Source organism: Vibrio sp. 1402, from assembly GCF_033340275.1.
In genome coordinates this window covers 499,536-525,011 of record NZ_JAWOWE010000002.1, presented here as the reverse complement: position 1 = coordinate 525,011, position 25,476 = coordinate 499,536, and the positions used below count along the sequence as shown (strand labels likewise).

At 42.7% G+C, this 25,476-nt stretch carries 23 protein-coding genes; 4 read left to right on the top strand and 19 right to left on the bottom strand.

The features are described from left to right. Window positions 1–19 precede the first annotated feature (19 nt). Window positions 20–1,213, bottom strand: a complete 1,194-nt coding sequence (locus tag R7044_RS05760; protein ID WP_225455405.1) for an iron-containing alcohol dehydrogenase — start codon at window positions 1,211–1,213, stop codon at window positions 20–22. A 626-nt stretch (window positions 1,214–1,839) separates the two neighbouring features. On the opposite strand from R7044_RS05760, the gene R7044_RS05755 reads away from it, so the two are divergent. Next, a complete protein-coding gene (locus tag R7044_RS05755) occupies window positions 1,840–3,105 on the top strand; it encodes an HD domain-containing phosphohydrolase (protein WP_025766702.1) in 1,266 nt (421 codons plus the stop codon). A gap of 54 nt (window positions 3,106–3,159) precedes the next feature. On the opposite strand, the gene R7044_RS05750 is transcribed toward R7044_RS05755, so the two are convergent. Continuing rightward, window positions 3,160–3,762 (bottom strand): 2OG-Fe(II) oxygenase, encoded by a 603-nt coding sequence (locus R7044_RS05750; RefSeq protein ID WP_033905235.1) that lies wholly within the window; start codon window positions 3,760–3,762, stop codon window positions 3,160–3,162. Between the two features lie 160 nt (window positions 3,763–3,922). Beyond that, window positions 3,923–4,693: a TerC family protein gene (locus tag R7044_RS05745; protein WP_005377734.1), complete on the bottom strand. Its 771-nt coding sequence runs from the start codon at window positions 4,691–4,693 to the stop codon at window positions 3,923–3,925. A 411-nt stretch (window positions 4,694–5,104) separates the two neighbouring features. Between R7044_RS05745 and R7044_RS05740 the strand changes: the two genes are divergently transcribed. Further along, window positions 5,105–6,043, top strand: a complete 939-nt coding sequence (locus tag R7044_RS05740) for a LysR family transcriptional regulator (RefSeq protein ID WP_005377737.1) — start codon at window positions 5,105–5,107, stop codon at window positions 6,041–6,043. Window positions 6,044–6,062: 19 nt separating this feature from the next. Here the strand turns inward: R7044_RS05740 and R7044_RS05735 are convergent, their stop codons facing one another. The 4 genes from R7044_RS05735 to R7044_RS05720 form a co-directional block, all read right to left on the bottom strand. Continuing rightward, window positions 6,063–6,944, bottom strand: a complete 882-nt coding sequence (locus R7044_RS05735) for a YjjW family glycine radical enzyme activase (protein ID WP_033905234.1) — start codon at window positions 6,942–6,944, stop codon at window positions 6,063–6,065. Window positions 6,945–6,966: 22 nt separating this feature from the next. Then, window positions 6,967–8,511 (bottom strand): YjjI family glycine radical enzyme, encoded by a 1,545-nt coding sequence (locus tag R7044_RS05730; protein ID WP_033905232.1) that lies wholly within the window; start codon window positions 8,509–8,511, stop codon window positions 6,967–6,969. 212 nt (window positions 8,512–8,723) lie between these two features. Next, complete coding sequence (locus tag R7044_RS05725) at window positions 8,724–9,347, bottom strand: LysE family translocator (protein WP_005377741.1); 624 nt, start codon at window positions 9,345–9,347, stop codon at window positions 8,724–8,726. 202 nt (window positions 9,348–9,549) lie between these two features. Beyond that, window positions 9,550–10,767, bottom strand: coding sequence for an HD-GYP domain-containing protein (locus tag R7044_RS05720; protein WP_225455404.1), 1,218 nt, complete (start codon window positions 10,765–10,767; stop codon window positions 9,550–9,552). A 487-nt stretch (window positions 10,768–11,254) separates the two neighbouring features. Here R7044_RS05720 and R7044_RS05715 point away from each other — a divergent pair, with 487 nt between their 5' ends. Beyond that, complete coding sequence (locus R7044_RS05715; protein ID WP_005377743.1) at window positions 11,255–12,958, top strand: putative bifunctional diguanylate cyclase/phosphodiesterase; 1,704 nt, start codon at window positions 11,255–11,257, stop codon at window positions 12,956–12,958. A 107-nt stretch (window positions 12,959–13,065) separates the two neighbouring features. Here the strand turns inward: R7044_RS05715 and R7044_RS05710 are convergent, their stop codons facing one another. The 5 genes from R7044_RS05710 to R7044_RS05690 form a co-directional block, all read right to left on the bottom strand. Further along, window positions 13,066–13,539: a response regulator gene (locus tag R7044_RS05710; RefSeq protein ID WP_053303110.1), complete on the bottom strand. Its 474-nt coding sequence runs from the start codon at window positions 13,537–13,539 to the stop codon at window positions 13,066–13,068. Beyond that, the gene (locus R7044_RS05705; RefSeq protein WP_005389108.1) at window positions 13,526–14,863 is read right to left on the bottom strand and encodes an ATP-binding protein; all 1,338 of its coding nucleotides are present in this window, start codon (window positions 14,861–14,863) and stop codon (window positions 13,526–13,528) included. Before R7044_RS05705 ends, R7044_RS05710 begins: the two co-directional genes overlap by 14 nt. A gap of 3 nt (window positions 14,864–14,866) precedes the next feature. After that, a complete protein-coding gene (locus tag R7044_RS05700) occupies window positions 14,867–16,285 on the bottom strand; it encodes an SLC13 family permease (protein ID WP_017634015.1) in 1,419 nt (472 codons plus the stop codon). Window positions 16,286–16,533: 248 nt separating this feature from the next. Then, window positions 16,534–16,998: a GNAT family N-acetyltransferase gene (locus tag R7044_RS05695; RefSeq protein WP_033905230.1), complete on the bottom strand. Its 465-nt coding sequence runs from the start codon at window positions 16,996–16,998 to the stop codon at window positions 16,534–16,536. Between the two features lie 35 nt (window positions 16,999–17,033). After that, window positions 17,034–17,396, bottom strand: a complete 363-nt coding sequence (locus R7044_RS05690) for a hypothetical protein (protein ID WP_050550049.1) — start codon at window positions 17,394–17,396, stop codon at window positions 17,034–17,036. A 469-nt stretch (window positions 17,397–17,865) separates the two neighbouring features. Between R7044_RS05690 and R7044_RS05685 the strand changes: the two genes are divergently transcribed. Then, complete coding sequence (locus R7044_RS05685; RefSeq protein WP_033905229.1) at window positions 17,866–18,423, top strand: DUF3750 domain-containing protein; 558 nt, start codon at window positions 17,866–17,868, stop codon at window positions 18,421–18,423. A 51-nt stretch (window positions 18,424–18,474) separates the two neighbouring features. Here the strand turns inward: R7044_RS05685 and R7044_RS05680 are convergent, their stop codons facing one another. The 7 genes from R7044_RS05680 to R7044_RS05650 all read right to left on the bottom strand — a co-directional run bounded on the left by R7044_RS05680 (window position 18,475) and on the right by R7044_RS05650 (window position 25,466). Further along, the gene (locus R7044_RS05680) at window positions 18,475–20,052 is read right to left on the bottom strand and encodes a sensor domain-containing diguanylate cyclase (protein WP_005389121.1); all 1,578 of its coding nucleotides are present in this window, start codon (window positions 20,050–20,052) and stop codon (window positions 18,475–18,477) included. A gap of 185 nt (window positions 20,053–20,237) precedes the next feature. Continuing rightward, a complete protein-coding gene (locus R7044_RS05675) occupies window positions 20,238–20,708 on the bottom strand; it encodes a heme-degrading domain-containing protein (RefSeq protein WP_005377751.1) in 471 nt (156 codons plus the stop codon). Continuing rightward, window positions 20,705–21,745 carry an oxidoreductase gene (locus R7044_RS05670; protein WP_005377752.1) on the bottom strand — a complete coding sequence of 347 codons (1,041 nt, stop codon included), beginning with the start codon at window positions 21,743–21,745 and terminating at the stop codon, window positions 20,705–20,707. The genes R7044_RS05675 and R7044_RS05670 overlap by 4 nt, the downstream gene beginning before the upstream one ends. 11 nt (window positions 21,746–21,756) lie before the next feature. Beyond that, window positions 21,757–22,530 carry a DeoR/GlpR family DNA-binding transcription regulator gene (locus tag R7044_RS05665; protein ID WP_132936633.1) on the bottom strand — a complete coding sequence of 258 codons (774 nt, stop codon included), beginning with the start codon at window positions 22,528–22,530 and terminating at the stop codon, window positions 21,757–21,759. A gap of 177 nt (window positions 22,531–22,707) precedes the next feature. Beyond that, the gene (locus R7044_RS05660) at window positions 22,708–23,550 is read right to left on the bottom strand and encodes a phosphate ABC transporter substrate-binding protein (RefSeq protein WP_132936632.1); all 843 of its coding nucleotides are present in this window, start codon (window positions 23,548–23,550) and stop codon (window positions 22,708–22,710) included. Then, window positions 23,540–24,160 (bottom strand): OmpA family protein, encoded by a 621-nt coding sequence (locus R7044_RS05655; protein WP_053303115.1) that lies wholly within the window; start codon window positions 24,158–24,160, stop codon window positions 23,540–23,542. Before R7044_RS05655 ends, R7044_RS05660 begins: the two co-directional genes overlap by 11 nt. After that, complete coding sequence (locus R7044_RS05650; RefSeq protein WP_064368370.1) at window positions 24,153–25,466, bottom strand: TolC family outer membrane protein; 1,314 nt, start codon at window positions 25,464–25,466, stop codon at window positions 24,153–24,155. The genes R7044_RS05655 and R7044_RS05650 overlap by 8 nt, the downstream gene beginning before the upstream one ends. Window positions 25,467–25,476: the final 10 nt, after the last annotated feature.

Here is a 25,476-nt window from a genome sequence, read left to right as displayed (position 1 = left end):
CACACATGTAAACTATAATTTACACCTTGCTGATATTTAACAATAACTGTGTGCATTCTTCCCTGTTCATGAACTTGGGAACAGGGTAATTCCAGTGCGCCTCTTTCAGAATTAAATCAACAAGCGCATCAGCATCTTCACGTTGAATGAGCGCACTGGTTTTCTCAATATCAATAGTTGAAAACAAGGACTCCAGATTCGCCAAAAAATGCTGAGCACTTGCGTTACCTAACTGCCCCTCGGCCGTCAACTCATCGAGCTTTCTTAGTTGAGGCTCAATCTCTGATAATGAAAAGCGCAGCACAGGCAACAAGGCTAATCCGTTTGCCATACCATGAGGTATTCCATATCTCGCACCGAATGTGTGAGCAAAGGCATGAACATAACCCAAACTCGCTTTGGTAAATGCTAAACCCGCGTAATAGGATGCCATAGCCATTTTATGACGAGCTTCGACATCATCCCCTTGCATCACAGCCCTAGGAAGATATTTAAAAATGAGTTTAATAGCGGCAACCGAATAAGCCATCGTTTCTTGAGTAGCGTTTTTCGATACATAGGCCTCAATAGCGTGGGTTAATGCATCAACGCCAGTATCAGCCGTGATCTTAGGAGGTAAACCAATCATTAAATTCGCATCTAAAGCTGCCATTAGTGGCACCAACTTTGGATCCATTAAAGGGGTTTTAATGTGTGAGGAGGGATCTGACACGACCGCAGCGATAGTAACTTCACTTCCGGTTCCAGCCGTTGTTGGAATAGCAAAAATCGGCGCTGGCATTCGCCATACCTTCAATAGTCCAGCTAATTTTTTTATTGGCCGTTTATTGGTAACTTTCGCAGCGATAACTTTTGCACAATCCATTGCAGAGCCGCCACCCAAAGCTAATATGCCCTCACAATGAAAACGATGATAAACCTCTAGACCGCTCTCTACCTGATCATAGGTAGGATCGGGCTTAACTTGCGAGAAAACATCTAACTGTAAATCGAGTTTTGCTGCAGCCTCAAGCACCTTATCTACAATACCGACTTGGACTAACCCTTCGTCGGTAACTAATAAGACGCGTTTAAATCCCAATTCGGTCATCGATTCTAATAGCTCATTCATCGAACCAGGGCCGGAAAACAAGGTTGGTCTCGGCATAGGAAGGATAAGAGCTGCTATTTTTAGCCCTGCGGTGTAAGTCCGATATAAGCGATGCTTCAACATACGAAATCCTTTTCATTTAGAGCTATTATTCTAGCTACTTTTATCACCTATGCTTACTTTGCAATCACACATTTTTTAATTAAGTCATTCCATCAACACATAAATGCTGCTGAGGGAGCAATACCGTTATCTTGATCTCCCCACACCACATGAGCTGTAGAGAAAATTATTTTTTATGATTTTCCATTAGCGTTACCTTAATAACTCACCCCTCTTCGGCTTTGCCGATCATAAAGTGGTTATTGAAGGTGCCTTATCATTCATACAAACTCAAAAATATGGATTCTACTTAATCACATAACGGTACGGTATATCAGTAATCTAATCCGAACATCACTTATAAAAATACAAATAAGAATGCGTTACATCATGATTTATTGTCGTTTTCAAATAAGTCAATAAAAGCAACAATAATCTTTCAAAACTTATACTTAGTTCAAATATCTGACTCTTAACCATGAGCTTCAGGTGATATTATTATGCAACTAGGATTATTATCCCGCCCATAATCAAAACTATGTCTAAACGCCCACCTTTTTGGGGTCTATTCGCTGTCGTACCCAATTTTTCCTATCACCTTCTGATTTGGGTTTAGCGTGGGCTAATTAGCAATGTCGGTATAAACCATGAATCATTCTTGCCATTCCCATACGGACATGGGCTTTGAAGTCGATCTGAAACAAGCACTTATCTGGGTTGCTCGAGCACTCGACTATGTCGGTGTTGATGATACGCACCATAGCCATCGTGTCGCTTACATCGCTTACCAATGTGCTCGGGTCATGAACTGGGAACCAGAAAAAGCGGAGTTTTGCTACTTCGCAGGGATGATCCACGATTGTGGGGTCTCCGAAACACAAGAACATAAAATGTTACTTGAGGAGTTGGTGCCACAAGATGTAAAAACACATTGCTTAAGAGGATACCGAAGCCTCAAGCAGTGTCGTTTGTTACGTCAGTTTGCTACACCTGTTCTTTACCACCATACACATTGGAGTGAACTAAAATATCTTGATTTACCGCCTTTTGAAAAAGAGGTCGCTGCCCTACTCTATTTAGCCGACCGTCTCGATTTTATGCGTTCCAAATACGTCATGAACTGCCACTGTGACATTGTCACACTTCATGAAGAACTAATTGCAGAATGCATCATGGCAAACGCTGGAACTTTGTTTAATCCAGACATGGCTAAGGCAATGGTTAAGCTCGTTATGACCGACGCATTTTGGTTCGCGATGGAGTCTGAAAATATAGAAACCATCGGATTAAACTTTAAAAGCATTGATTGGCTTCAAAAACAGCTCACCATCCAAGATATGAATAGTTTGGGCATGTTTATCGCTCGAATTGTTGACGCAAAAAGCCCATTTACTTATCAACATTCGCAAAAAGTGGCGGAGTTATCTCGGTATCTAGCCATCAAGCTTGGGTTCTGTGAGCACGACCAAGAGATGTTATTTATTGCTGGGTTGGTGCATGATATCGGAAAGTTAAAAACACCAGATGAGATTCTTCATAAAGAAGGCTCTCTTAATAAACAAGAGTATACGCGTATTAAACGCCATACAATTGATACTCAGCTCGCATTACACAAAGTGTTTCCCAACGCTAAAATAGCGGAGTGGGCCTCTAATCATCACGAGCGTTTGGACGGTTCTGGCTATCCTTATCATAAAACAGGAGACGAACTCGATGTACCATCGCGTATTGTCGCGGTTGCCGATGTTTTTCAAGCTCTGTCTCAGGACCGTCCCTACCGCGGACGAATGGCTCAAGCACAAATCGCCGCGATTATGGGTGAGCAAGTCGCTAAACAAGAACTTTGTTCTGACGTCTATGCAGTGCTAGAGCGAAACATGACCGAGTGTTACGAGCTATCAACTAATGTTTAATCGATAAAGGGCGTATCTACGCCCTTTGCTGATTTTATGCTGGTTGCAAACCAATCATTTTGCAATATCAAGTACATTGTCTCGCACACCATTGATTCTGAACCAACCTGCAATACTGAAACGCTCAGCATTGGTCGGTAAAACCTCATGCGGGAATTGCTCAGATAAGAATAAAAGTAAGCGTCCCGATTGAGGAGGGATGGTTGCTATCTTATTATCATTTAGATCGTAAACCACCAATTCACCTGCATCCTTTTCCGTCCAAGATTCGTTCATGTAAAAAACGGTTGTCAATCGACGGTTTTCATTGCCCTTAAAACAATCTAGATGCTTTTGGTAGAAATCCCCTTCCTCGTACTTGGCAAAGTGAGCTTCATACTCAAAAAGCCCCAGAAACAAGTGACGGTTCACTTCTTGGCGTATTTCTTCCATCTTATCTAAGTAAGAAGTAACCGCGTGCCCCATATTGGGCGATAACCATTGAATTTTGTCACTTCGAATTGACTCGATACGAGTCACATCGTCATTACGACCAATACGCGCTTTTTTCCAGTTACTTGGAATGCAGTCTCGCAATTGATCCACTTCTTGTTCAGAAAGAAAATCATCCCAGATGTAGTAACCATGGGTTGCTAACGCATCGATCATTTTATTCATTATTGTCGTTCACTCATATTAGTTGGGCGGTCTATATAAAAAATCTTCAACCCCACAACAAATGCGATTTTTTGTCGAAACGACAACAAAATAAAAAGAGAGTAAAAATAGGTGATGACGAATATAAAAATGCCGCTCATATGAGCGGCAATATCTTTTATTATTGACGAGCTTCTAATCTGGTTGGATGAACTCGCAACGGACTAAGACGTTTAATAGTCGGGCGTTGTTTGTTTTTTAACTGGATATGACAAAGTTCCAGAATTAAGCCAAATGCCATCGCAAAGTACACATAACCTTTGTTGATATGAATTTCGAAGCCTTCTGCCATCAATAAACCACCTAACAAAACGAGGAATAACAAAGCAAGTGTCTTAAAACCAGGGTAACACGACACCAGGTTATTGATTTTTTCGGCTGTCATGACCATCACGATAGCAGACGAAACAATCGCTGCGACCATAAGTGGGACATCACTTGTCAAACCAACGGCGGTTATCACCGAGTCCATCGAGAATACAGCATCCACGGCAACAATCTGCAACAGAACTACCGCTAAACCAGTACGGGCGTGAGTTGAGTGAGCAGACTCGTTGTGATTTAACCAACTCCACAACTCTTTCAGGCTTTTAGCCAAGAGGAATGCACCACCCGCAATCATGATAACGTCTCTTCCGGTAAACGCTTGGTTCGCCAAAGAAAATAGCGGTTGAGTCAATTGCATGATCCAAGAGATTGAAAACACTAAACCAATACGAGCAATAACAGCAAGACCAATACCAAGGTTTCTTGCCAGCTTACGTTGGTGCAGCGGCAGTCTTTCACATAAGACAGAGATAAAAACGACGTTATCAACGCCTAAGACAACTTCAAGCGCAAACAAAGTGGCGAAAATAGCCCAAGCTTCTGGTTGCATAAAAAGTTCTAGCATGAGCATGTCTCCAATAATAAGAAGACATATGGTGAAGGGTTTTGTCGACTAAAGGGGTCGTCCATTAATTATTTATACCTTTGTTACTGAGGGATCATGAGTAAATCACCAAACAATCAACAAAACAATATCTATTTTAATTAACAAGGAACAAGTTTAATTCGTGTACAAATCAATCAACTCCTCCAAATTGATTAAAATTACATAGAAGCTTTAGAATTGAATAAATGAAAGCATTAAAGTCCAACAAAACTAAGATAAATTTCTAGACTTATAAGCACCATCAACCCTTATGCAACCCATTAAATGCATTGAGCTCAAAGAGAAACAGGCGTGTTTCCGAGATAAACAATAGTAAAAATTTGTTTCATGCTGATATACTGCCAAAAATCATAAGAAACCATGCTATTTATGGACTACATTGCTCTTTCGCGTATAAGCCTTAAACATCTAACTGTTTTACATATGTTGTTAACCACTCACAGCGTCACACTTGCGGCAGAACGCTTGTGTGTAACACCATCGAGCGTCAGTAAAACGCTCGGACAGTTGCGCGAAACGCTAAAGGATGACCTTTTTTACCGTGATGGCACTCGCTTAGTGCCGACAGCATTTGCGCTGCATATAGGCCCGTCAATCCATGGCATACTCTCCAGTATGAATGGGTTATTACATCAAGGCTCTTTTAATCCGGCTTACTATCAAGGTAGTTTTTCATTAGCAATGCGTGAAAGTTCGTTTGAGCTCTTTGCGCCAGTTCTACAGCACTTGTCCCAACAACTGAGCAATCACGCGCACTTGAATGTCCATGCGAAAGAGGAAATGAGTTTCGATGCATTAGCAAGAGGTCAAGTGGATTTTTTGTTGCTTCCTCACGATCTCAGCCAACCACCCACACAAAATAAAGACTTGGTATGGAAAACCATTTTGAAAGACGAAATGGTTTGCTTAATGAGAGCATCGAACCCACTCGCTGAGCAACCCTTATCTGTTGAAAGTTACCTTTGTGCAAGACACATCGGTATTCATGATAAAGATCTGTCACAACCTTATTTTGAGCAAAATCTCACCCAAAGGCATTCAAAGCGAAACTTGGCCATGCGTGTAGCCGACTTTGGTTCAGCTGCGGTGATGTGTCAGCACTCGGATTACTTGTTCACATGCTCCAAGCTTTGGGCAAGAGCGGCAATGCAAGCAAAAGGTTTGGTTGAGCAAGCTCTTCCATTCGATTACGGGCAAGTAGCCTACAGCCTCGTTTGGAACAAAGCGAGCTTAAACGATCCCGCTTTAAAATGGTTACAGCAACAATTACTCGACGCTTGCGCCATGTTAGATGCCTGTGATGCTTAAGCATAGATAAACAACGGTACTACGTGAGTACTGTCGGCACTGTGATAGGGTTACTCACGTAGCATCGAAGCTCTGATTTTAAGCGTTCGATATCATGATGAGAGCACATGTCCCAAGTTAACGCCTCCCCCACAACTCCGTGATGTTGAAAGGCATTTAAACGGATAAGCACCGATTCAGGAAGAGTACTCAAGTAACGTCCAATTGCTACGATTTCTATATCTAAATCACTTTTTTGGGGAATATGCAGTAAGCGGACCTCGTACAATTTTTCGTGTTCAGCTAGGTAATGAAGGGTTTTAAATACACGATGATTATCACGCCCAGTTAGCCACTGATGCGTCTCCGTCTGCCACGCTTTCAAATCGATCATTGCGCCATCCAGAAAAGGGAGAATACGCTGCCAACCAGCAACCGCTAAAGAACCGTTACTGTCGATGAAACAAGAGAGGTGCCGTAATTCAGGATCTTGTTTTATCCCTTTAAACAGCTCAATAATGAAAGGAAGTTGTAAGGTAGATTCCCCACCGGATACAGTAACACCACTGATGAAAAAGCGATGTTTGCGTATCAAATCGAGCATTGTTACTACAGAGTAGTCAGTAATTTTTGGATTAGATTGGTTCTGACATATCTCTATACAATGATCGCAGTGGGTGCACTCCTCTTTAAGCCAAACAACGTTGTTGTTTTCGTCGAACTTCAATGCGCCTGCTGAACATTCACTCACACACTCACCACAATGATTACAATGGTTTATCGTGTGAGGATTGTGGCAGTTCAAACACTGATAGTTACAACCCTGTAGAAAGATGACTAGACGATTTCCTGGCCCATCAACACAAGAGAAAGGAAGGATATGAGTGACTTTTGCCAAAAGGCTTCCACTTCGTCTAGACATCTTGTTCTTTCCTAAACCGAACTTATGCCTGCGTGTAAGTCGGTGTTACTTCATGACTCACCACACGTGGTGAGCGTTCTAAAATTTTGGTATTTTTTGCTGCTTCCGCACCTAGAAACGTCGTGTTGGTTCTCGAACCTTCTTTATCATATTTCGCGACATCTGAAAGTTTGATCATGTAGCCTGTCACGCGAATTAAGTCATTTGAAGTGACATTCGCGGTAAACTCACGATAACCAGCATTTAGTGCCCCTTTACATAAATTGAACATCGCTTCTGGGTTAGATTTCACCGTTTCATCAATCGTCAAAATATCGCTGATACCCGCACGATAATACTGATGATGCTTCGCCGTTGCTTGTACATAAGTGACAGGGTCTGGCTCTGCACCATAAGGCAGACGTACACCTGGCGTAGCATCATGATCTAAGCTAATGCCGCCTTGTGCATGTAAGAGCGCTTTGCCATCTAAACCATATTTCACCGGGGTTGAGTCTACCAGTTTAGCCAGTGTTGCTGAAACATCATGAGCAAAAGTATTTGCTCGATCATTTTTTCCGTATCGCCCTATTTGCCCTTCTTTTTCAAATAGAAGGTTTACCGCTTCGGCCATGCCGTACACGCCATACATTGGCGCGAAATAGGACTCTTTTATCAACCCTTCTTGCGTCAAAAAGCCTTGAAAGAAGTTCGATTTTTCATGCAAGTGCGTGCTTCTTGCGTTTATGAGCTCGACCATTAATCGATGGTAAGAAGGCAACGCACTGTTTAAGAAGTCGTTACAGTCTGATGCTCGTTTTGCAACTTCTTTTAAATTCATTCGCACCAATGTGTTCGATCCACCTGCTAATGGAAGCGAGTTGTAGCAACTTACAATACCAAAGCGTGAGCCGTTGTAGGCTTTCGCGTGCATTGGGTAATTGGCGATATGCGGTTTACTGCATTCACAAATGTTCTGTGTCGCTTGACGAAGTAAATCATCAGGTGTAACTGTCTCGTCGTACATAAAGGTGAGATTCGGTGCGATCTGCTTGAGCTCCGCATCTACTTTTAAAACAGTGCGACAAATAATGTTGTCTGTCGGTCCGACATTCACATGCATAAACGCATCTGGCAATGTGCGATCCAGCATGATCCAAAAATGTTTTAACTTTTTGTAAATCTGGCTCTCTGTTAGGTCGCCTATGTAAGGCAACAAGACATCATCTAACTGGCCTAAGTAAACCGGAATGTTCGTTACCGAAGGAACATGATGGTAAATGATGGTCAGCATGTTCAACGCATCATCGAAATCATCAGCCGGAGACAACTCTAAATAGTCTGAGCCTTGCGATAGAAATTTAGCGTAATCAGGCAACACATAGCGAGGTTTAAACGGTGCATGACCTTCAAACATATCGCAGATGATGCCTTCATCCATTGCTTGTCTCAGTGATGGAGATACGGTCATGTAAGGAATGCACGCTTCCGCCTCTAAAGCTAAAAAACTCGACTTCTGTTTTGGAGAAAGACGGACGTCGGTCGCGATATCTAGAAAACGTTGTTGTAGTTTAGAAAGGCTTGTCATCTAAGATATTCCTACAAAGTAACCACAAGCCCACAAGACAAAATACGAGCTCTACCCCTAAAGAGTAACGTGATTTTACTCCTGCTTGGCTGTTGCCACTAATGAAAATAAACAAAACGTCTATTTCCATTCTGGAAATAAGACAAAGCTAAATTAGCGCATTCCAACTTACTATATGGGAAAACCTAACTGCGTACCGAAATCTGTCTTATTTATCGGTTTGCCGTCGACAACATCACGCCTGCACCAATAAATACTCCACCAGTCAAACGATTGAACAACTTCGCCCTTCCAGCGACAAACAACCAATCGGAGGCTTTTACCCCTAACAATGCATAAAATGTTAGCCAGCTAAGCTCAAAAACCACAAATGTAGACGCGAAAATCGCGTATTGAGCCAGTAGCGGTGCGGAAGGTTCAATGAATTGAGGAAACAAAGCGGTGAAAAAGACTATCGCTTTGGGGTTACTAGCGCCAACAATGAAACCACTAGTGAACGCGCTGAACGCTGTCGCGGAACTTTGAGTCGTTGCCGTTTTATTAAAATCTGTCTGAGATGAGCGCAACGCTTGAATACCTAACCAGATTAAATAAGCGGCGCCACACCATTTGATAATATTAAAAACTAACTCAGATGAAGCAATGACAACTCCCAGCCCGGTAAATGAGAGCGTAAGGATGATCGTAATCGCAGACAAACTGCCAAGCGCAGTCATGAAAGCAATACGAAACCCACTACTCACTCCTTTACTTAAACACAACAGTGAGCTTGGTCCTGGTGAAGCTGTGAGCACGAGAATAGCAAGAGTGTAAAAAATCCATGTATCTATTTGCATTGGCATCCCTTCCAGCAAAATGAGGTTTATAGCCCATTGTGTATAGAACTATTTTATCGCCCGGTTTCTATCCATGAAGCCGAGGTCTTAATAACCATCTTGCATCTAAATAACTTAGAAAAAATTAATAGATAGTTATGCAAATAAAATACGATCTACATGCAAGGATGTAAAGCCTGTTGTATAAGCTTATCTATTTCTCTTAATCATAAAAAGGCTTAGGATCGATCTCTAACGATGAAGGCGCGATCGCTCTTTCAATTTTGTACGCACTCGTTTTTAAATCCACCATCGTGACATCAATGTATCGTTTATACTTGCGGGAGTAGAAACATTTCACTTCTGGCTTTAATGCTTGAGATTCATTTGAAGACCAAACAATACCAACACGCCCATCGTTCAACTCGACAATGGAGCCGACGGGGTACATCCCAATGCAATTAATGAATTTGTAAACTAAGTCGGCGTCTAAATGAAATGGCGTTAGACTCAACAAGATTTTAAACGCTTCCGCAGAACTCATGCCTTTTTTGTAACAGCGATCAGCCGTTAGCGCATCGTAGATATCTACAATACAGCTCATACGGCCGTGAATTGGAATCTCCTCCCCCTTCAAGCCTCTAGGATAACCATTGCCATCTAACTTCTCGTGGTGCATCAAACAAACATCACGGCTTACGTCACTAAGTCCTTTTACGTGAAGGATTATCTCACCTGCGAACACTTGATGTAGCTTCATATGTTCAAATTCTTCAGGCGTTAGCTTCGCTGGCTTGTGCAAGATCTTATCATCGACTTTAATTTTACCTACATCATGAATAATGCCACCAACAGCAAGCTGTTTTAGCGTTGGCTTATCCAAGCCCAAGTACTTACCGAATGACACTAAAAGACAAGCGACATTGACGGAGTGTTCCAATAAGTAAGAGTCTTTTTTTCGGAGTGCAGAGACACACTGCAACGCATCTGAGTCAATCAAAACACTTTCAATGACATCGTCAGCCCAAGCTTCTACTTCATCAACTTCAATGATTTTTCCTTCAAAAGTTTGATTCAATAGTTTCTGCGCCAAATCTTTTGCTTCGGCGATCAGCTTTTTGGCTCGCTTGTGTTGGATGTCTCTCGAACGATAAGTTCGTTGACCCCTCTTAAAATCGGAGTGTTTCTGCTCTCGCGTCTCTTTAGTGGCATCAGTTGATTCATCTACAGGCTTGAAGACACACTGCTGCGAAGATAATGTTTGATCTACCCAAACATACTTTACGCCACTTGTAGCAAGCTTCTTAATGCCTTCATGGCTAGATATCCGCCCTGCATTGGCTAAATTGACGCGCTTGTTGTGCTCTATCGCGGTAACAAACATACCAACGCCGATATCAGCGAGCGCAATTTTGATTGAATTTTTCGGATCGTACTGCATATAAAGAAGGCTTACTCGATATTAACGTCCGCATTATAAGAGATTTGATTACTTGGCGTGATAATAAATTTGAATTGATTACAATTAATGAGCATCCTGTCAATTAATAATCGGTCGCGCTCATTAAGTCCTTTTTGTTATTATGGTTTTATCCAAGATAACATATATACAAATGACGTTAGAAAACAGCACATTGATACCGACACAACTGAAAATAACTTTAGGATAATTATTCATAAATATTTATAGATTGCGGACGGCATCAATAACTGTATTTTATAAATGATTTTTACTGTTGACTATTTTTTATAAATGTCGATGATTAGCCGCCTAATCTTAGTATGTTATTAACCTAGTAGCGCATAAAATGATAGCCAAACAATTTGAACTGACACTTTTGTGATTGTAATGTACGCCAGCAGATCAACTCTATGTTATCAACCCCAACACTCATCTCTGATGCTAAAAGGCTCGAGGAGGAAATATCTTGACCACCATATTTGACCAACAAGTCTCAGATAGTGACCGAGAGTTCCTAAAAATCGTCGAAGAACGATTCATTCATATCTTCGATGTATTTAACGAAGGCCTCTTTTACATGGATGAGTTTGGCACCATGGTATTTTATAACAAGGGCTTTTATGAGCAGCTTGGTATCAACGCTGGTCGAATCAGCTTAGAGCAATGGTTAGACCTTGTTCACCCTCTCGATCGAGAAAGACTCTCCACTCGGGTCGATGCTCACATCATTACCAACAACACGAGGGTCACAACGACCTACCGCGTGCGTAAACCCAATGGACAGTACGTCTGGATTGAAGGCGTAGCCATGACCAAAGAAACAGAACATGGTCATTATATGGTTGGTAGCCACCGTGATATTTCTGAACGCAAGCTGATGGAAAGCTACATTCATCAAGTCGCATTTCATGACAATGCGTCAGGTATGGCTAATCGCGCCCATCTCTTGCTGGATATTGAAGATAGTGTGCGAGCCACTGATTCTTGTGCATCTATCTGTTACATTCAGATAGAAGAGATTAAATCTTACTTAAATCAATATGGCAGCGAGTTGGTCGATGGGTTAGTGGAAAAATTGCTACAAACTCTCAGTCACCTACCTTCTCCAAATAGTTCTGTATATCGCGTACATGATGATGACTTTGCGATTTTGATTCACGATGAATGCTCGGTAGAAACGCTGCAAAGTTACGCCGAAAGTTTAAAGGAAACCTACCACGAGGCAGTGATTGAAGAGGGCCAATACTTAGGAAGTAACATTAGTATTGGTTTGTATCCTTGCATAGATCCAAGTCACTCAGCAGAGGAAATATTACGTAAAGCAGCACGAACTTGTCAGTACGCAAGCGAGCAGAATAAAGACCGTGTTGCGGTTTACAGTGAGAAAACTCAGCATGCCGTAGACCGTTATTTCTTTATTGAGCAAGGTCTAAAAAGTGCACTTGAAAAACAGACATTAAGCGTTAAGTTTCAGCCAATTATTGACGCCAAAAGCTCTAAAGTAGTGAGCTTCGAATCTCTGGTTCGCTGGCGTAGCAAAGAGTTTGGCGAAATTTATCCAGACGAATTCATCCCCGTCGCAGAGAACAAAGGTTTGATTGTCGAACTCGGATATCAAGTCTTTGCCAAAGCGTGTGAATTTATCAAAAACTACCGTGAGCGTTACCAAAACCAAGTTCGTGTAAACGTGAATGTTTCTGTACTTCAGTTAATGAATAGTGAATTCCCTGCGCGAATTAAAGCCATGGCGGATGAGGTTGGTGTCGATCCTGAGTCTATTGTATTGGAACTAACAGAAACGTTTATTTTGGATAATAATCAGACAGCCATTGCCCCTCTGAATACCCTCAGGGAACTAGGATTTGCACTCTCTCTGGATGACTTTGGATCTGGTTACAGTTCATTAAATAGCTTCTTCGACCTCCCGATGACACAAATCAAAATTGATAGGTCGATGGCGTGGAAAACACTAACCAACCGCTCTTCACAAGAATATCTGAAGTTTCTTATCACTATGTGCCAGGAAAATAATATTGAAGTAGTGATTGAGGGAATTGAAGACGCCAAAATGTGTGAATTTTTTACCGAAATGGGCGTCGATTATCTGCAAGGTTATTGGTTCTCTAAGCCACTTTCTGTTGCCAGTGCAAGCCGCTATTCGTTGAGTTAAGCATACTAGAGCAATATTCCGCACGGCCACGTTAAACATGCTGAACTATTCACTATAGATTTCAGACACTAACTGGCCGTGACGAAAACAAGCTTAATGTCCCCCGATTAACGTAGACGTTCAAACACCACACTCTGATCTAAATGTTCGTGATACTGAGTGTAATCTAAGCCCACATCAAAGATATATTGGGTCACCAGGTTTCTAACGCACTCTATTAATTGGCTTGCTTGCCATGGTTTTTCAAAGTAGCGGTCAATGCCTGCGGAGTTGATCGCATTAATCGTATCGGTGTGCGTCGCTTGCCCGGTAAGAAGCACTTTCCTCGTAAAGCCAAAACGACCGTCCTTTGATACATCGGTCAGCAGCTCTACTCCCGTTTTACCTGGCATCACATGATCGGAAATAATCAATGCGATCATCTCGCCTTCTGCATCAAATTCATCCATCAGTTCTAGAGCCTCACCTGCTGATTCGCAGTCTTCGATATTCAACCACTGATTTAACGGCTCTAAATCTTGTAGAACCGCGCTTAGTACCTCTCGTTGGTCATCAACGCAAATTACATTAAGCTTCTCCATGTTCACCCTCTACTGGTAACTTGATTCTAAAAATCGTTTTTTCACTGTCGCTCTTTACCACAATAGAGCCGTTATATCCGGCGATAATGCGCTTCACAATCGACAGACCTAACCCTAAACCAAACGACAATCCCCCCTTTTTAGTGGTGAAGTTTGGCCGGAAAATTTTTCTACGTGTCGCTTCATCAATTTCTGGTCCGTTGTTAGCAATCGTGACCAAAATTTTACCCTTACTCTCCCGAGTATGTATTTCGATACCGGGTTTCTCCGTTTCACCAAGTGCATCGCACGCATTCTTTAAGATATTTACCCAAACTTGGACGAGTTCGGTTTGAGAACCAATAAAAGCAGGTAAATCCGCAGGGCTAAAACGAACACTCACTCGTCTTAAGTCACTTTGCAATAGAGCCAAGGCGCGATTGATTGAATCATTGATGTTAATCGCTTCATCCAAGTCGATATCCGTGCGCCCCAATTGTTTTACGGAGCGCACAATGCCAACGGTATGTTTAGAAGCGATGCGTAAGTCATGCAGATCTCGTCCCATTTGCCAGAAACGTATCGCTTCTTCTGGTCTTTTTAGCCAATGTTCCGAAAGGAAATTATTTGGAACGGCACGTGCAAGATCACGAGCAACCTCCTTGGTTAAACCGTAGTATTTTTCGAAGTGGCGCCCCCGCTTTCTCGCTTCGCTAGAAGAGACTTTCTGCCCTTGCATTAAACCAAAATCAAAAAATTGACTCGCTTCCGGATGAACTTCTTCAAGCAGTTCCATGATAACTGTCTCTAGCCGTTCTGATTTACTGCTTACAACGCCTATCGCATTGTTCAACTCATGAGCAATACCCGCTGCAAGCTGCCCCAACGTTGTCATTTGCTCTGCGGTATGAAGCTTTTGTAGTGCTTTTTCTTTAGCCAATGCCTCTTGCATTGCGCGCCGTTGACGACGAGATAATTCGTTAACCATCACAGGCATAAATTGTGTCGTCAATGGTCCGTATGTCGCCTCTTCCACGGCGGGCGTATCGCGCTGTATCCAAGCCAATTCAACATCGGTTTGAGCAATCACTGTCGAAGAGGCAGTCCACGTACCAGAAAAGAAACTGTGTACGCCAATAAACGCACCTTGAGACGCAGAAAATACCTGGATCGGTTTCTTGTCATCTTCCGCGTAATAGCCCGCCAGCTCTCCCGAAAGCACATAGTACAAGCGATCGTTGTAGCCTGCTTGCTCAATAAGCACCGACCCGGATAAAACCGTTAATCGGCGTTCAAGGTGATTAAAGTAGCGTTGTACTAACGCGTCTAACTTCGTTTCGTACATGGGTTATCCAATATGCCCAACAGTATGTAAAATCCACACCATCACAAAGCTGAGTAATACGCCAATCACGCCTAGCACGGCACCGATACGAGCCATTTGGCCGCTCTCGACATGCCCTGTTGCATGAGCTAACGCGTTTGGTGGCGTACTGATTGGTAACGACATACCGAGTGAAGCGGCAAATGTCACGACCAAGATCAGAGTAACTTCACCGCCGAGAGGCGTTAGCGAAGCCATAGAAGTACCCAGCGCAGCCATTATCGGCATCAGCAAGTTTGCGGTGGCTGTATGCGACATAAAGTTTGCCATTAACAGGCACAAGAAAGCCGCACCAAACAAGACAACATATGGCGAGAACTGATCAAACGGAATGCTGTGTACCACCAGCTTCGCAAGCCCGGTTTTATCTAGAGCAAGGCCCAGAGCAATACCGCCTGACACCAACCAAAGCACATCCCAAGAGATTTTCTTCAAGTCTTCTTTGTTGATGATGCCCGTCAATGAGAACACTGCGACCGGAATTAATGCTACTGTGTAAGAATTCATTCCATGTGCAGAACCCATCAACCAAAGAATAATCGTGCCGGCAAAGGTGACGTAAACCATTATTGCTTTGGGTGTTTTCAAAAACTTGCTTTTAATGTTCAGATCGATGGTGGTTTGTTCGGCTTTATACAAAAAGCCAATCAGAAACCAGGCTAACGCCATCATCACAATAACGAATGGCACACCAAATACCATCCATTCACCAAACGTAATTAAGTTGTCACCAACCAAATATTTTAGGGCGATGGCATTCGGTGGCGTGCCGATTGGAGTACCAATGCCACCAATGTTGGCCGCAACAGGAATACACAAAGCGAATGCAATTCGACCTGGGTCTTTAGGCCCGAAAACTGCTATCACAGGGGTTAAAATGGACAACATCATCGCTGTTGTTGCGGTGTTTGACATAAACATGGAAAAAACAGCGGTGATCAGCATCAACCCCAGCATAACGAACTTTGGTTTTTGTCCAAATGGTTTGAGTAACACTCGGGCTAAGTTGACATCTAACCTGTACTTTGTCGCCGCCATAGCCAAAAAGAAACCGCCGAGGAAGAGCATGATAATCGGACTAGCGAAGGTCGCCATTATCTCGTTGTATTGTAATAGCTCACCAAAATGTGGCTGCCCTTCTTGCAAACGAAAGAGCACAATACCTTTATTTGATACAAGCAATAGCTCTAGGACAATGATCACAACCGAAGTGGCGTAGATTGGAATTGGCTCGAATACCCAGCAAAGTGCGGCAAGCAAGAAGATTGCAATCACTCTTTGCTGGACGATAGTAATGCCATCAAATGGGAACGCAGAGAGAGGCATCAACCAAACAAGCAATGGTATCAATGTTGGAACAACGTATTTGAGATAAGGGCGCATAGTACTACTTCTCTTCCTGAGATGGTTAGCCAGACACATTTGGCGTTTGGAACGCTATTACCCGCCGCAAAACCAAAACTTTCAGACTGTTTTTAAGCCTTCAGAGACGAAATGCGGTAATGGCGTTCCAGAGAAGATTATGTACACTGTTTTCAAACAAAACGTTGGTGCGAGATCAATGAACTCGTTTTCACATTGGAAAACATTTTATATCTGTGTTCAAGCTCACTAAATGCTCACTATTTAAGTTAAATATACTTTTCCATCATAAAGTTAGTTAAGGTTTCTCCCCTAACCTCAACACGTTGTCGAGACTTAACTGTGAAACCCATTTTCTCGTAAAAAGGTCGGGCGGTAATACTCACTTCAGAATACAGTCGTTTTATCCCCTGTACTTTCGCCTGTGAAAAAAGAAAAGACATCAAATCACGACCAACACCTTGTCCTTGGTATTTATGATGGCAAAAGAAATGATCAATCAAGCCGTCACCTTGCAAATCACAATAGCCAACGACCTGCCCTTCTATCTCCGCGACGTATGGTTGAATATCGTCCATTTTTCGTTGCCACACATCGAGGTCAAAATCTGATGGTGCCCAAGCGGAAACTTGTGATTCCGTATAATCGCGACGATTAATGATTCGCACAGTATGGTAAAAGAGTGCCCACAGTGTTGGGGCATCCTCGGTGCGATAGCAGCGTATTGAGAGCATCAATTTCCTCATTCTTATTCAATAAATACTAAGCATTAACGCAAAGTGATACTAGTGAACTCATCATTTTCAATGCCAATCACTAAAGGCTTCCCAATCTGATCACTGTTCATCAGTACGGTTGTATTCAACTCTCGGCTTGATCTGCGTATTTTGCTTTTTCTTATGATATGAACATTCACAATATAATCGGAATACTCCTTTATGATTCCGCCGGAAAATTCTACGTGCTCACTTTCATTGTCTCGGACAACATGAAATTTTCGATTGGCTTGAATATCAGTACTGATGGAGGAGTCACCATAGTTCAGCACAACGGACGTTGGTTCGCTATCTTGATGGGCAAAACAGCCAAATGCGAACATGCTTAATGCGAGTATACTTTTTGATTTAAACATTAATTATTCTATTTCTAGTTATTTTTCTGCTATTTGCATGACCAAACAGCACTTGTTCTGTGAGCGCCTATTGTGCCATAGCTGAACGCTGACTCTAAACGCGCAAAAAGATGAGCGATGAAAATTCCGTCCAAAACAAGCAAATGTGAGGGTCACAAACTCACTCAATCAGTCAAAATCCACTGTAAACCTATGTTTTTTAATGCTTTTAATTAATGTGCCCGTGTAAGGAATACATACAACCTCTTACTTTTTCATACGCAACTAGACGAATGAATCGAGAAATACGGCATCGTCTATGCCACATGTTACAAATCGGCTTACCTTATTATTACGTATGAACTGGAATTATGGCACTAACTTCCCTCTCTCTTTTAATAAGGAGAGGATTTCAACAATCAGACTTGCCACGTTTTTATAGCTAAAATCAATAGAGCGTTACCAGCATCGGTTGGTCTAGGAGCAATAAATGAAAGACCCTCTCAACTTTACTCACCATGTAAAAATTTGGCTCATGTCAATCGCGGTTATGCTGGGTGGATGCACTCAAGGAGATTGGCGTACCGCTAGCAGAGAACCTGCGGGTATCGCACCCGATCCTTCCAATGTTAAGCATGCTGTGATTGAGTTTTACGCCGCAGACGCGTTTGGTTGGCGAGGCTGGTTTGCCGTTCATACATGGTTTGCAATAAAGCCTGAAAATGCGAACGAATATACAGTGTATGAAGTAGTCGGCTGGAGAGTGAATCGCGGACAACCCGCTCTATATCAGTACCAAACTGGGACGCCAGATCGATATTGGTATGGTGCAAAACCAGAAAAGATCCTCTCCATACAAGGTGAAAAGGCCCGCCAGCTTATCCCTAAAATACAAAGTGTTATTAACCAATACCCTTGGGCTGAAGAATATACGCTGTTTCCAGGGCCAAATAGCAATACATTTCCGGCTTGGGTGGGTAAACAAATTCCAGAATTAGAGCTGAACTTGCCGTTTCGCGCAATTGGTAGCGGTTACGCCAGCGATTAACAGCAAAGATTAGTCACTGGCTCGTTTTATGTTCAGCATAAAGCGCAATATCTATTGTGCGTCGTCACCCAACTCCGTTCTATTTCTTCCATTATGTTTCGCTTTATACAGTGCATTATCGGCGTCTTTCATTACCGCTTCAATTGGTGTGTCATTGCCTTTCCAGTGAGAAACGCCCAACGAAACCGTGACCTTACCAACCACCTGAAAGTCATGTTGTTCCACGTTGTGTCTAATACGCTCTGCAACATCCATAGCGTGGTTTACGTCTGTTTTTTCCAAAAACATCATAAACTCTTCACCGCCAGAACGACACAGGTGATCATTAGAGCGAGCTTGGTCTTTCATTAACTGCGCAAACTCTCTAAGTAAGTTGTCACCCACGTCATGGCCATAGTTATCGTTTACGCTCTTAAAGTGGTCAATATCTAGCGCCAAAACAGAGAACGCGGTATTTTCCTGCTTAAACAAACCAAGAACTTTATCTAATCCACGTCGATTCAATAATCCAGTCATCGAATCTGTTAATGTATCCAGTTGCAGCTTATCAATGGTTTTTGACACGATACCAAATGCTTTAAGAAAGCTAAGCTTCAAATGTGAGACCTCAAAATACCAAGACTTAACCAGTTTGAGATCATCGATAGATGATGAATGTTCTTCGACACCTCGCACAGCACCAGCTAACTGCCAAAGTGGTCTAGAAATAAGAAGGGACAAGAACCAAATTAGCAGCAAAGTTAATAAACCAATTGGAATCGACTTAAGGAAAACATTCCACATCTGTTCATCTAGCACAGATAACGTCATCGATTTCGGGCGCTGAGCAACAATTCCCCACCCTGATGACTTTACTGGTGCATAACCAGCAAGCATTTCGACGCCGCGAGAGTTAACAATTTCTTTGTTACCGCTCTGCCCCATCGTCACCGCTTTGATTGCCTCATTATCGTCGATTACTTCACCAACTCTCGATTGATCTGGGTGATAAATCAGAGTGTTACTCTCATCGACAACGTAAAGGAAAGAACCATCTTTGTATGCGTGCTGGCTGAGTAACTCTGCGAGAATATTTTCTTTTTCTAGATAAATAGTGCCGCCGATATAACCTAAATATTCATTAGATTGAGAAAATATAGGGTATGAGATGGTTAACAAGTAATTTCCAGCGGGCGATATAAATGGTTCAGTAACAACCGGTGCTTGAGCGTTTAAAGACTGGCGTTTTCTTTCACCCACTAACCTTACACCTTTCACCTGAAGTGTTTCAGGTGATACAGAAATAATAACCCCTTTTGCATTAACGACAACCACGGAGTTAAATGATTTGGTTTGCGTTCTTAATCTCTCAGCCTCTTTATCAAGAAGCTGAGCGTCATGCATCTTGTCTTTTAGCACGTTCGCACTGTATTTTAACTGCGACATTGAGCTTTCTATGAAAGAGTCTGTCATTTCAGACATTTTTTGGGCGTAAACACGGTTTGATTCTAACGTGTTATTGATGATGAGATCCCTTTGAACACGATAAATCGAGTAGAATGCGTTGATCAAAGTGACAAGCACACTGAACACACATAGGGTGACAATAAGATTTCTAAGATTGAGTTTTTCTTTTCTTCTAAAAGACATTGCCAATGGCCAACTTTGAAGGCTTTCTATATGAATGAGCGTATAGGTTATATGAAATTGATTTGATTTTCAGGTAGTAAGTTGGGATCAATGTTAATATTTGCTCACATTAAAGAACACTTTATGAGCTAAAAAGAGAATTCAGTAGCACGATAAAGAAACCGTGCTACTTTCATATTTGGCGTTTAAGAGGGTTTTGTCTCTGTCATCGTTTTTAATATCTCCACAACTAGCTGATGATCATCTAACTGCGGTAAACCCGATACCGTCACAACCCCAACCAAACCAGACCCAGAAAGCCGAATTGGGAACGCGCCACCATGAGCACAGTACTCACGAGCATCGAGATGAGGCTGGTTTTCGAAATCACGTTGCTTTTGCTTGTTGTACAGAGAAAGATAGTAAGAGCTGTGGCCATACCTTAACACTGAGTTTCGCTTCCTACGGACCCAATCTACATGATCAGCGCAGGTTCCTGCCATCGCGTATTGAAATAGCGTTTGTCCAAAGCCGTAAACCTCAATAGCAACAGCCGCGCCGCGAGCTTCAGCCTCTTCTTTTAGAGCGAGGCCGATAGACCACGCAATATGGTGATTAAATTCCGCCAACTGAAGTTCATGCTCTTGCAGGGCCACGAGTTCAAGCGTCAAACTCATGGTTTCACCTGAATCGTTTTACCCGTTTTACTGCTTTCCAATGCCATCTCAATCAGAGCGATATTCTGTACTGCTTGAGCGGCAGGAACCGGGTTATCAGTGCCCAAACGAATGGCGTCTGCCACACCAACAAAGTAAGCTTGGTACGCGCCTCTCTCCGTTTTGATAGTTTGCGCACCGTCTTCGTCGTAACGGACGCCGTATAACGCCTCATCTTCTTCCGACCAAGCATCGTTTTCCGGCAAACGGCCTTCTTTTAAGTAGCCCTCTTGAGGATCTAATCCGAACTTTTCATATTTAGCTTCCGTACCCAATACTTTGTATCGGAGATTCGGCTCTGGGCTATACAAGTTTGAATGCAAGTGCACAATATGCTCAGGGTAATGAAGTATCAAGTTGTAATAATCAATCGTCGTCGCGCCCGGACGCATCATTCGACATTGTGCGTCTATCGCATCTGGCAAGCCAAACAACACCAATGCTTGATCGAGAAGATGAGGAGCAAGGTCGAATAGAATACCACCACCATCTTGAGCTAGCTCTCGCCATCGTTGACGAACTTCAGGGCGGTAACGGTCAAAGTGTGACTCAAACAGCTTTATATCACCTAACTTACCTTGTTCGATAAGAGATTTAACCGTGAGAAAATCTCCATCCCAACGTCTATTGTGAAAAACGCTCAGCACTAGACCTTTCTCTTCCGCCAAGGCGATAAGTTCATTACCGTCTTCTATACGAGTAACAAACGGTTTCTCGACGATGACGTGTTTCCCATTGTTCAACGCACGCTTTGCAAGTTCGTAATGTACGTCATTTGGCGCAGTAATGATTACGAGCTCTGCATCACTATCATCGAGTAAAGTATTCGCATCAGAAAACCACTTGGCATCTGGCCAATCATTTTGAACCGCCTCCTGTTGACGAGAGCTTATCGCGCTCAGCGTTAAATTTGGTAGCGCTTTAATGAAGGGTAAATGAAACGTTTTTGCTGAATATCCGTAACCAATCACAGCGGTTTTTACGGGATCGTAAGCCATTCTAAGATTCCTTATTTCGGTGACACAACAATACATTCAATATCATTGTGATCGAGGAGTTGTTGAAAATCTGATTGAGGGGGATGATCGGTAATAATGATGTCGATCTTTGACAAATCACATACGTGGTGGAAATTGTCGCTACCAATTTTTCGGGATTCACAAACGACGATGACCTGCTGAGCTTGAGCAATCATCGCTTGTTTCATTGTAGCTTCTAACAAACTATTTGTTGTCAGCCCTCGGGATGTCAATGCACACACGCCAATGAACGCTTTGTTCACGTGATACTGCTGCATTTGCTGCTCTGCTTGCGCCCCTAAAACTGCTCTGGCATAAGGGTCAAAGTGTCCGCCTAAGAAATGAACGTCCATTGTGTCGTTTGTTTCAGCAGCGGTCAGTACATCAATGCTGTTAGTAACGACGTTGAGCTTGTTTTCTCCACAACGCGCTTTTCCTGCATAGAGTGGGAGCAGAGACAAAATGGTGCTGGTATCAATAACAAGATGGTCGCGCTCATCCAACAACGCTGTGGCAGCTTGAGCTAGTCGATGTTTAACGTCACTCACGGGTCGACTCGCGTATGCCTCGGTATGGGAAGAGATCGGCGCAAGCATGACACCACCTCGTATTCTTTGTAACCCAGGTTGCTGACTCAACTTAACTAAGTCTCGGCGAGCTGAATCTCGCGAGATACCAAAGTACTCACAAACTTCAGACAACGTTACTTTGTTTTGCTGCTCCAGCTTCGCTCTGAGCGCTACGAGTCTTTCTTCTTGTGTCATAACTTAAATTCACTTAAGTAGTTTTAAGTAAACTTGCCACAATGATAGAAAAATTACCAACAAAACCACTTACAACCAACTCAATTGACCAAAGGTTAACCAAAGATAAATGAGCAGCAAGGCAAACTTCCTAGAGCGGTACGTTCACTCAAGCCCACATAGTTAGGCGTATGAAGTTTATTTATACCCGTTTAAAACAACTGGCTCATCTAGCCCTAACTTCACCCTATTTATTTTAATAAGCGCTTTTGGTAGTGGAATAAACCCAGCATTTCGTACCTGTTGTGTATTGTTGTCGGTTGTAAGGAGTTCAAATAGCTTTGATTTTTTGATCTTCTGATTAGTGTCGAATTGTTTATTTATATAAACGTAATAGACCACGGAAAATGGATAGCGAAGAGAATAGATGCAATCTGTGCTCAAAGAGCATGAGTCATCGTTATGATGAACAGAGAGAGCCTTGTAGCTCGACCACTGTTCTGAGTATTTAAAATCGGAGTATCGCATATAAGCTTTGGCTGACAAGTCGTCGCTTAAAGCCCGTTTCAATCGGTCTTCATCAAGCATTTGAATCGATAATTGACAACCATTAGAGCTCACATCTGGGTTACTTAAACGCATCTCCCCGAAAGCATACGTATTTGCATCACAGCGTTTCAATTCACTAACGGAAACACTATCTACCGTACTCTTTTGACTATTGATTACGACAATAGCGTTTGCCATTAAAAACAAACGTGTAGGCCTGTGGCCTCTTTCTCGTTGAAATCGGGAGATGTTTTCATCTGACCATTTCTTAGATGTGATCGCAATAGAGGTTCCGTCATTTAGCATGTCGTTAAAACCAACAGACTGAGATGCAAGCGCTACATTTACACTTGGCTCATCTATCAATGTTTCTATCGTTTCTAGTATCTCTGGCTCGACAAAAATCGATGTTCGAGCCTCAGAGTCAGAAAATGCCAGCGGTGAAATCAAACATGAAGTTAGAGCAAGGAAAGGCAAGACTTTAATTTTCATAATTCAGCTCCAACTTCGAATTAGGTGTCAACTCGCTGTCCGAACTAAATATAGTCCACGCTTGTTCAGTACTTTCAGCTTTCGTGTTTACAACAGCAATTGTGCGCCTTTCCCGTTTTTTTAGTTGTACCGTCAATGCCGTATTCTGATAAAACTCTTGCTCTTCAATTCGATTATCTTGAATGCCGTTTCTCACTAGCAATTCTCGTATAGCTGCCGTCCTTTTCTTTGCCAACGCTTTGTTGTATTCGAGTGACGCTTCAGGGCTTGTGTCTCCTATCAGTATGACTTGCGCATTTGGGTTACTCTGAAGCAGTGCTTTCAACTCGCTTAGCGGCATATCATGAGATGGCGTTACCTGATGCTCATCCATCGCAAAGAAAAAGCTGATCAGGTGTGTCTGCGAGTCGTTGACCCAATTCGCACAGCCTTCACTGTCAACAACCACACCTTTTGGCGTATCTGCGCAGTTATCTCGTTGGTTTATCACGCCATCACTATCATTATCTTTAAGGTCGTTGTACTGGTATGTGGTCAACGTCGTATTCGGTGATTCAGCACAGCCTGCTAACATGAAAACTAGAAGACTCGTCACTGCGAATTTATCCATTATTGTTCTCCTTCCAGTTCTCTGGATACTCAACTCGCAACGCATAAGTCAGAATCCCCATCGAGTTGAATAAACGGTAAGTGGCAACCAAATGATCGTACTTTGTTCGGGTGTAGTTCCGTCTCGCAACAAACGTTTCAACTTTGGCATCTAATACATCTAACAAACTGCGTCGCCCTACATTGAACTGCTGGATGTACCCTAATTCAGTTACTTTCGCCGCATCAACGTTGACTTTTAAAAACTCCATTTGCTGTTGAAGCAATGTATGTGCGTCCCATGCCAGCCTTACACCTTCATTCGCATCTAGTTCTGCATTTGCTCGAATAGCCCTCGCCTCCTCTACTCGCCAGGCAGATGACTCCACTCGGGAGTCTGTAGAAAAGCCGTTAAAAAGATCGTAGTTGACCGTCAGCATAACCTTTGCATCTTCGTTAATGCCTTCAATATTATCCACGTTGTCTGTTTTGTTGGCTGACAGCTCAAGCTTGAGCTCTGGGTAGTAATCCCCCTTTTCTCTTTTTACTTCATGTCGAGCCGCCTCTAAATCTTTCATCGCCGACTGTATGGATGGGTGCAACCTAACCGCTTGTTTGAGTGCTTCGTCAAGCTTATTCGGAAGCAATTCCTGCGGGTAAACAGGCTCAACTAAGTTTTGCGGCGCTCGACCAACTAAACGTACAAATCTTGTTCTAGCATCGGAAAGATTGTTTTGGGCGGCAATCAATGAGGACTGTGTTGTCGCGACACGCGAAGAAACCTGTGCTAAATCGGAGTTGCTGGTTAAACCTTTTTCTTTTTTATCTAGAATGAAACGGTAGATCTCTTGGTGTTCACTTAGGTTTCTTTCTGTCAGTTTCATCAACTCTCGGGCATGTAAAACGTCCACATACGCTCTGACAGTATCTAATGCGACATTTTCCGCAGATGCCAATAAGCCTAAGCGTTCAGCTTCAGCCTCGTAAGATAGGCGATCAACATCAGCACTTGTTTTAAATCCATCAAATAACAGTTGGGAGATTCTTACGCCCATCTCCGTTCTTTCTAATGTTCTATCTTCACTGTCGATGTAGTTTCCGTTGTTATATCGAGTACCTTCGTACCCTGCTGCTGCATACAAATTAACCTGAGGAAGAAATGAACCATTTATGGCATTTCGGTCTCGTACCATCGACTCATAGCGAGAATAGCGAGCAAGCAAACTGGGGGAGCTATCGAGAGATAACGTAACTGACTCTTCTAAAGTCAAAGCGTTTGGCGACGATGATACTGCAAACAAGACCAATAACGTTGATTTAAGCCGCATCTTATATCCT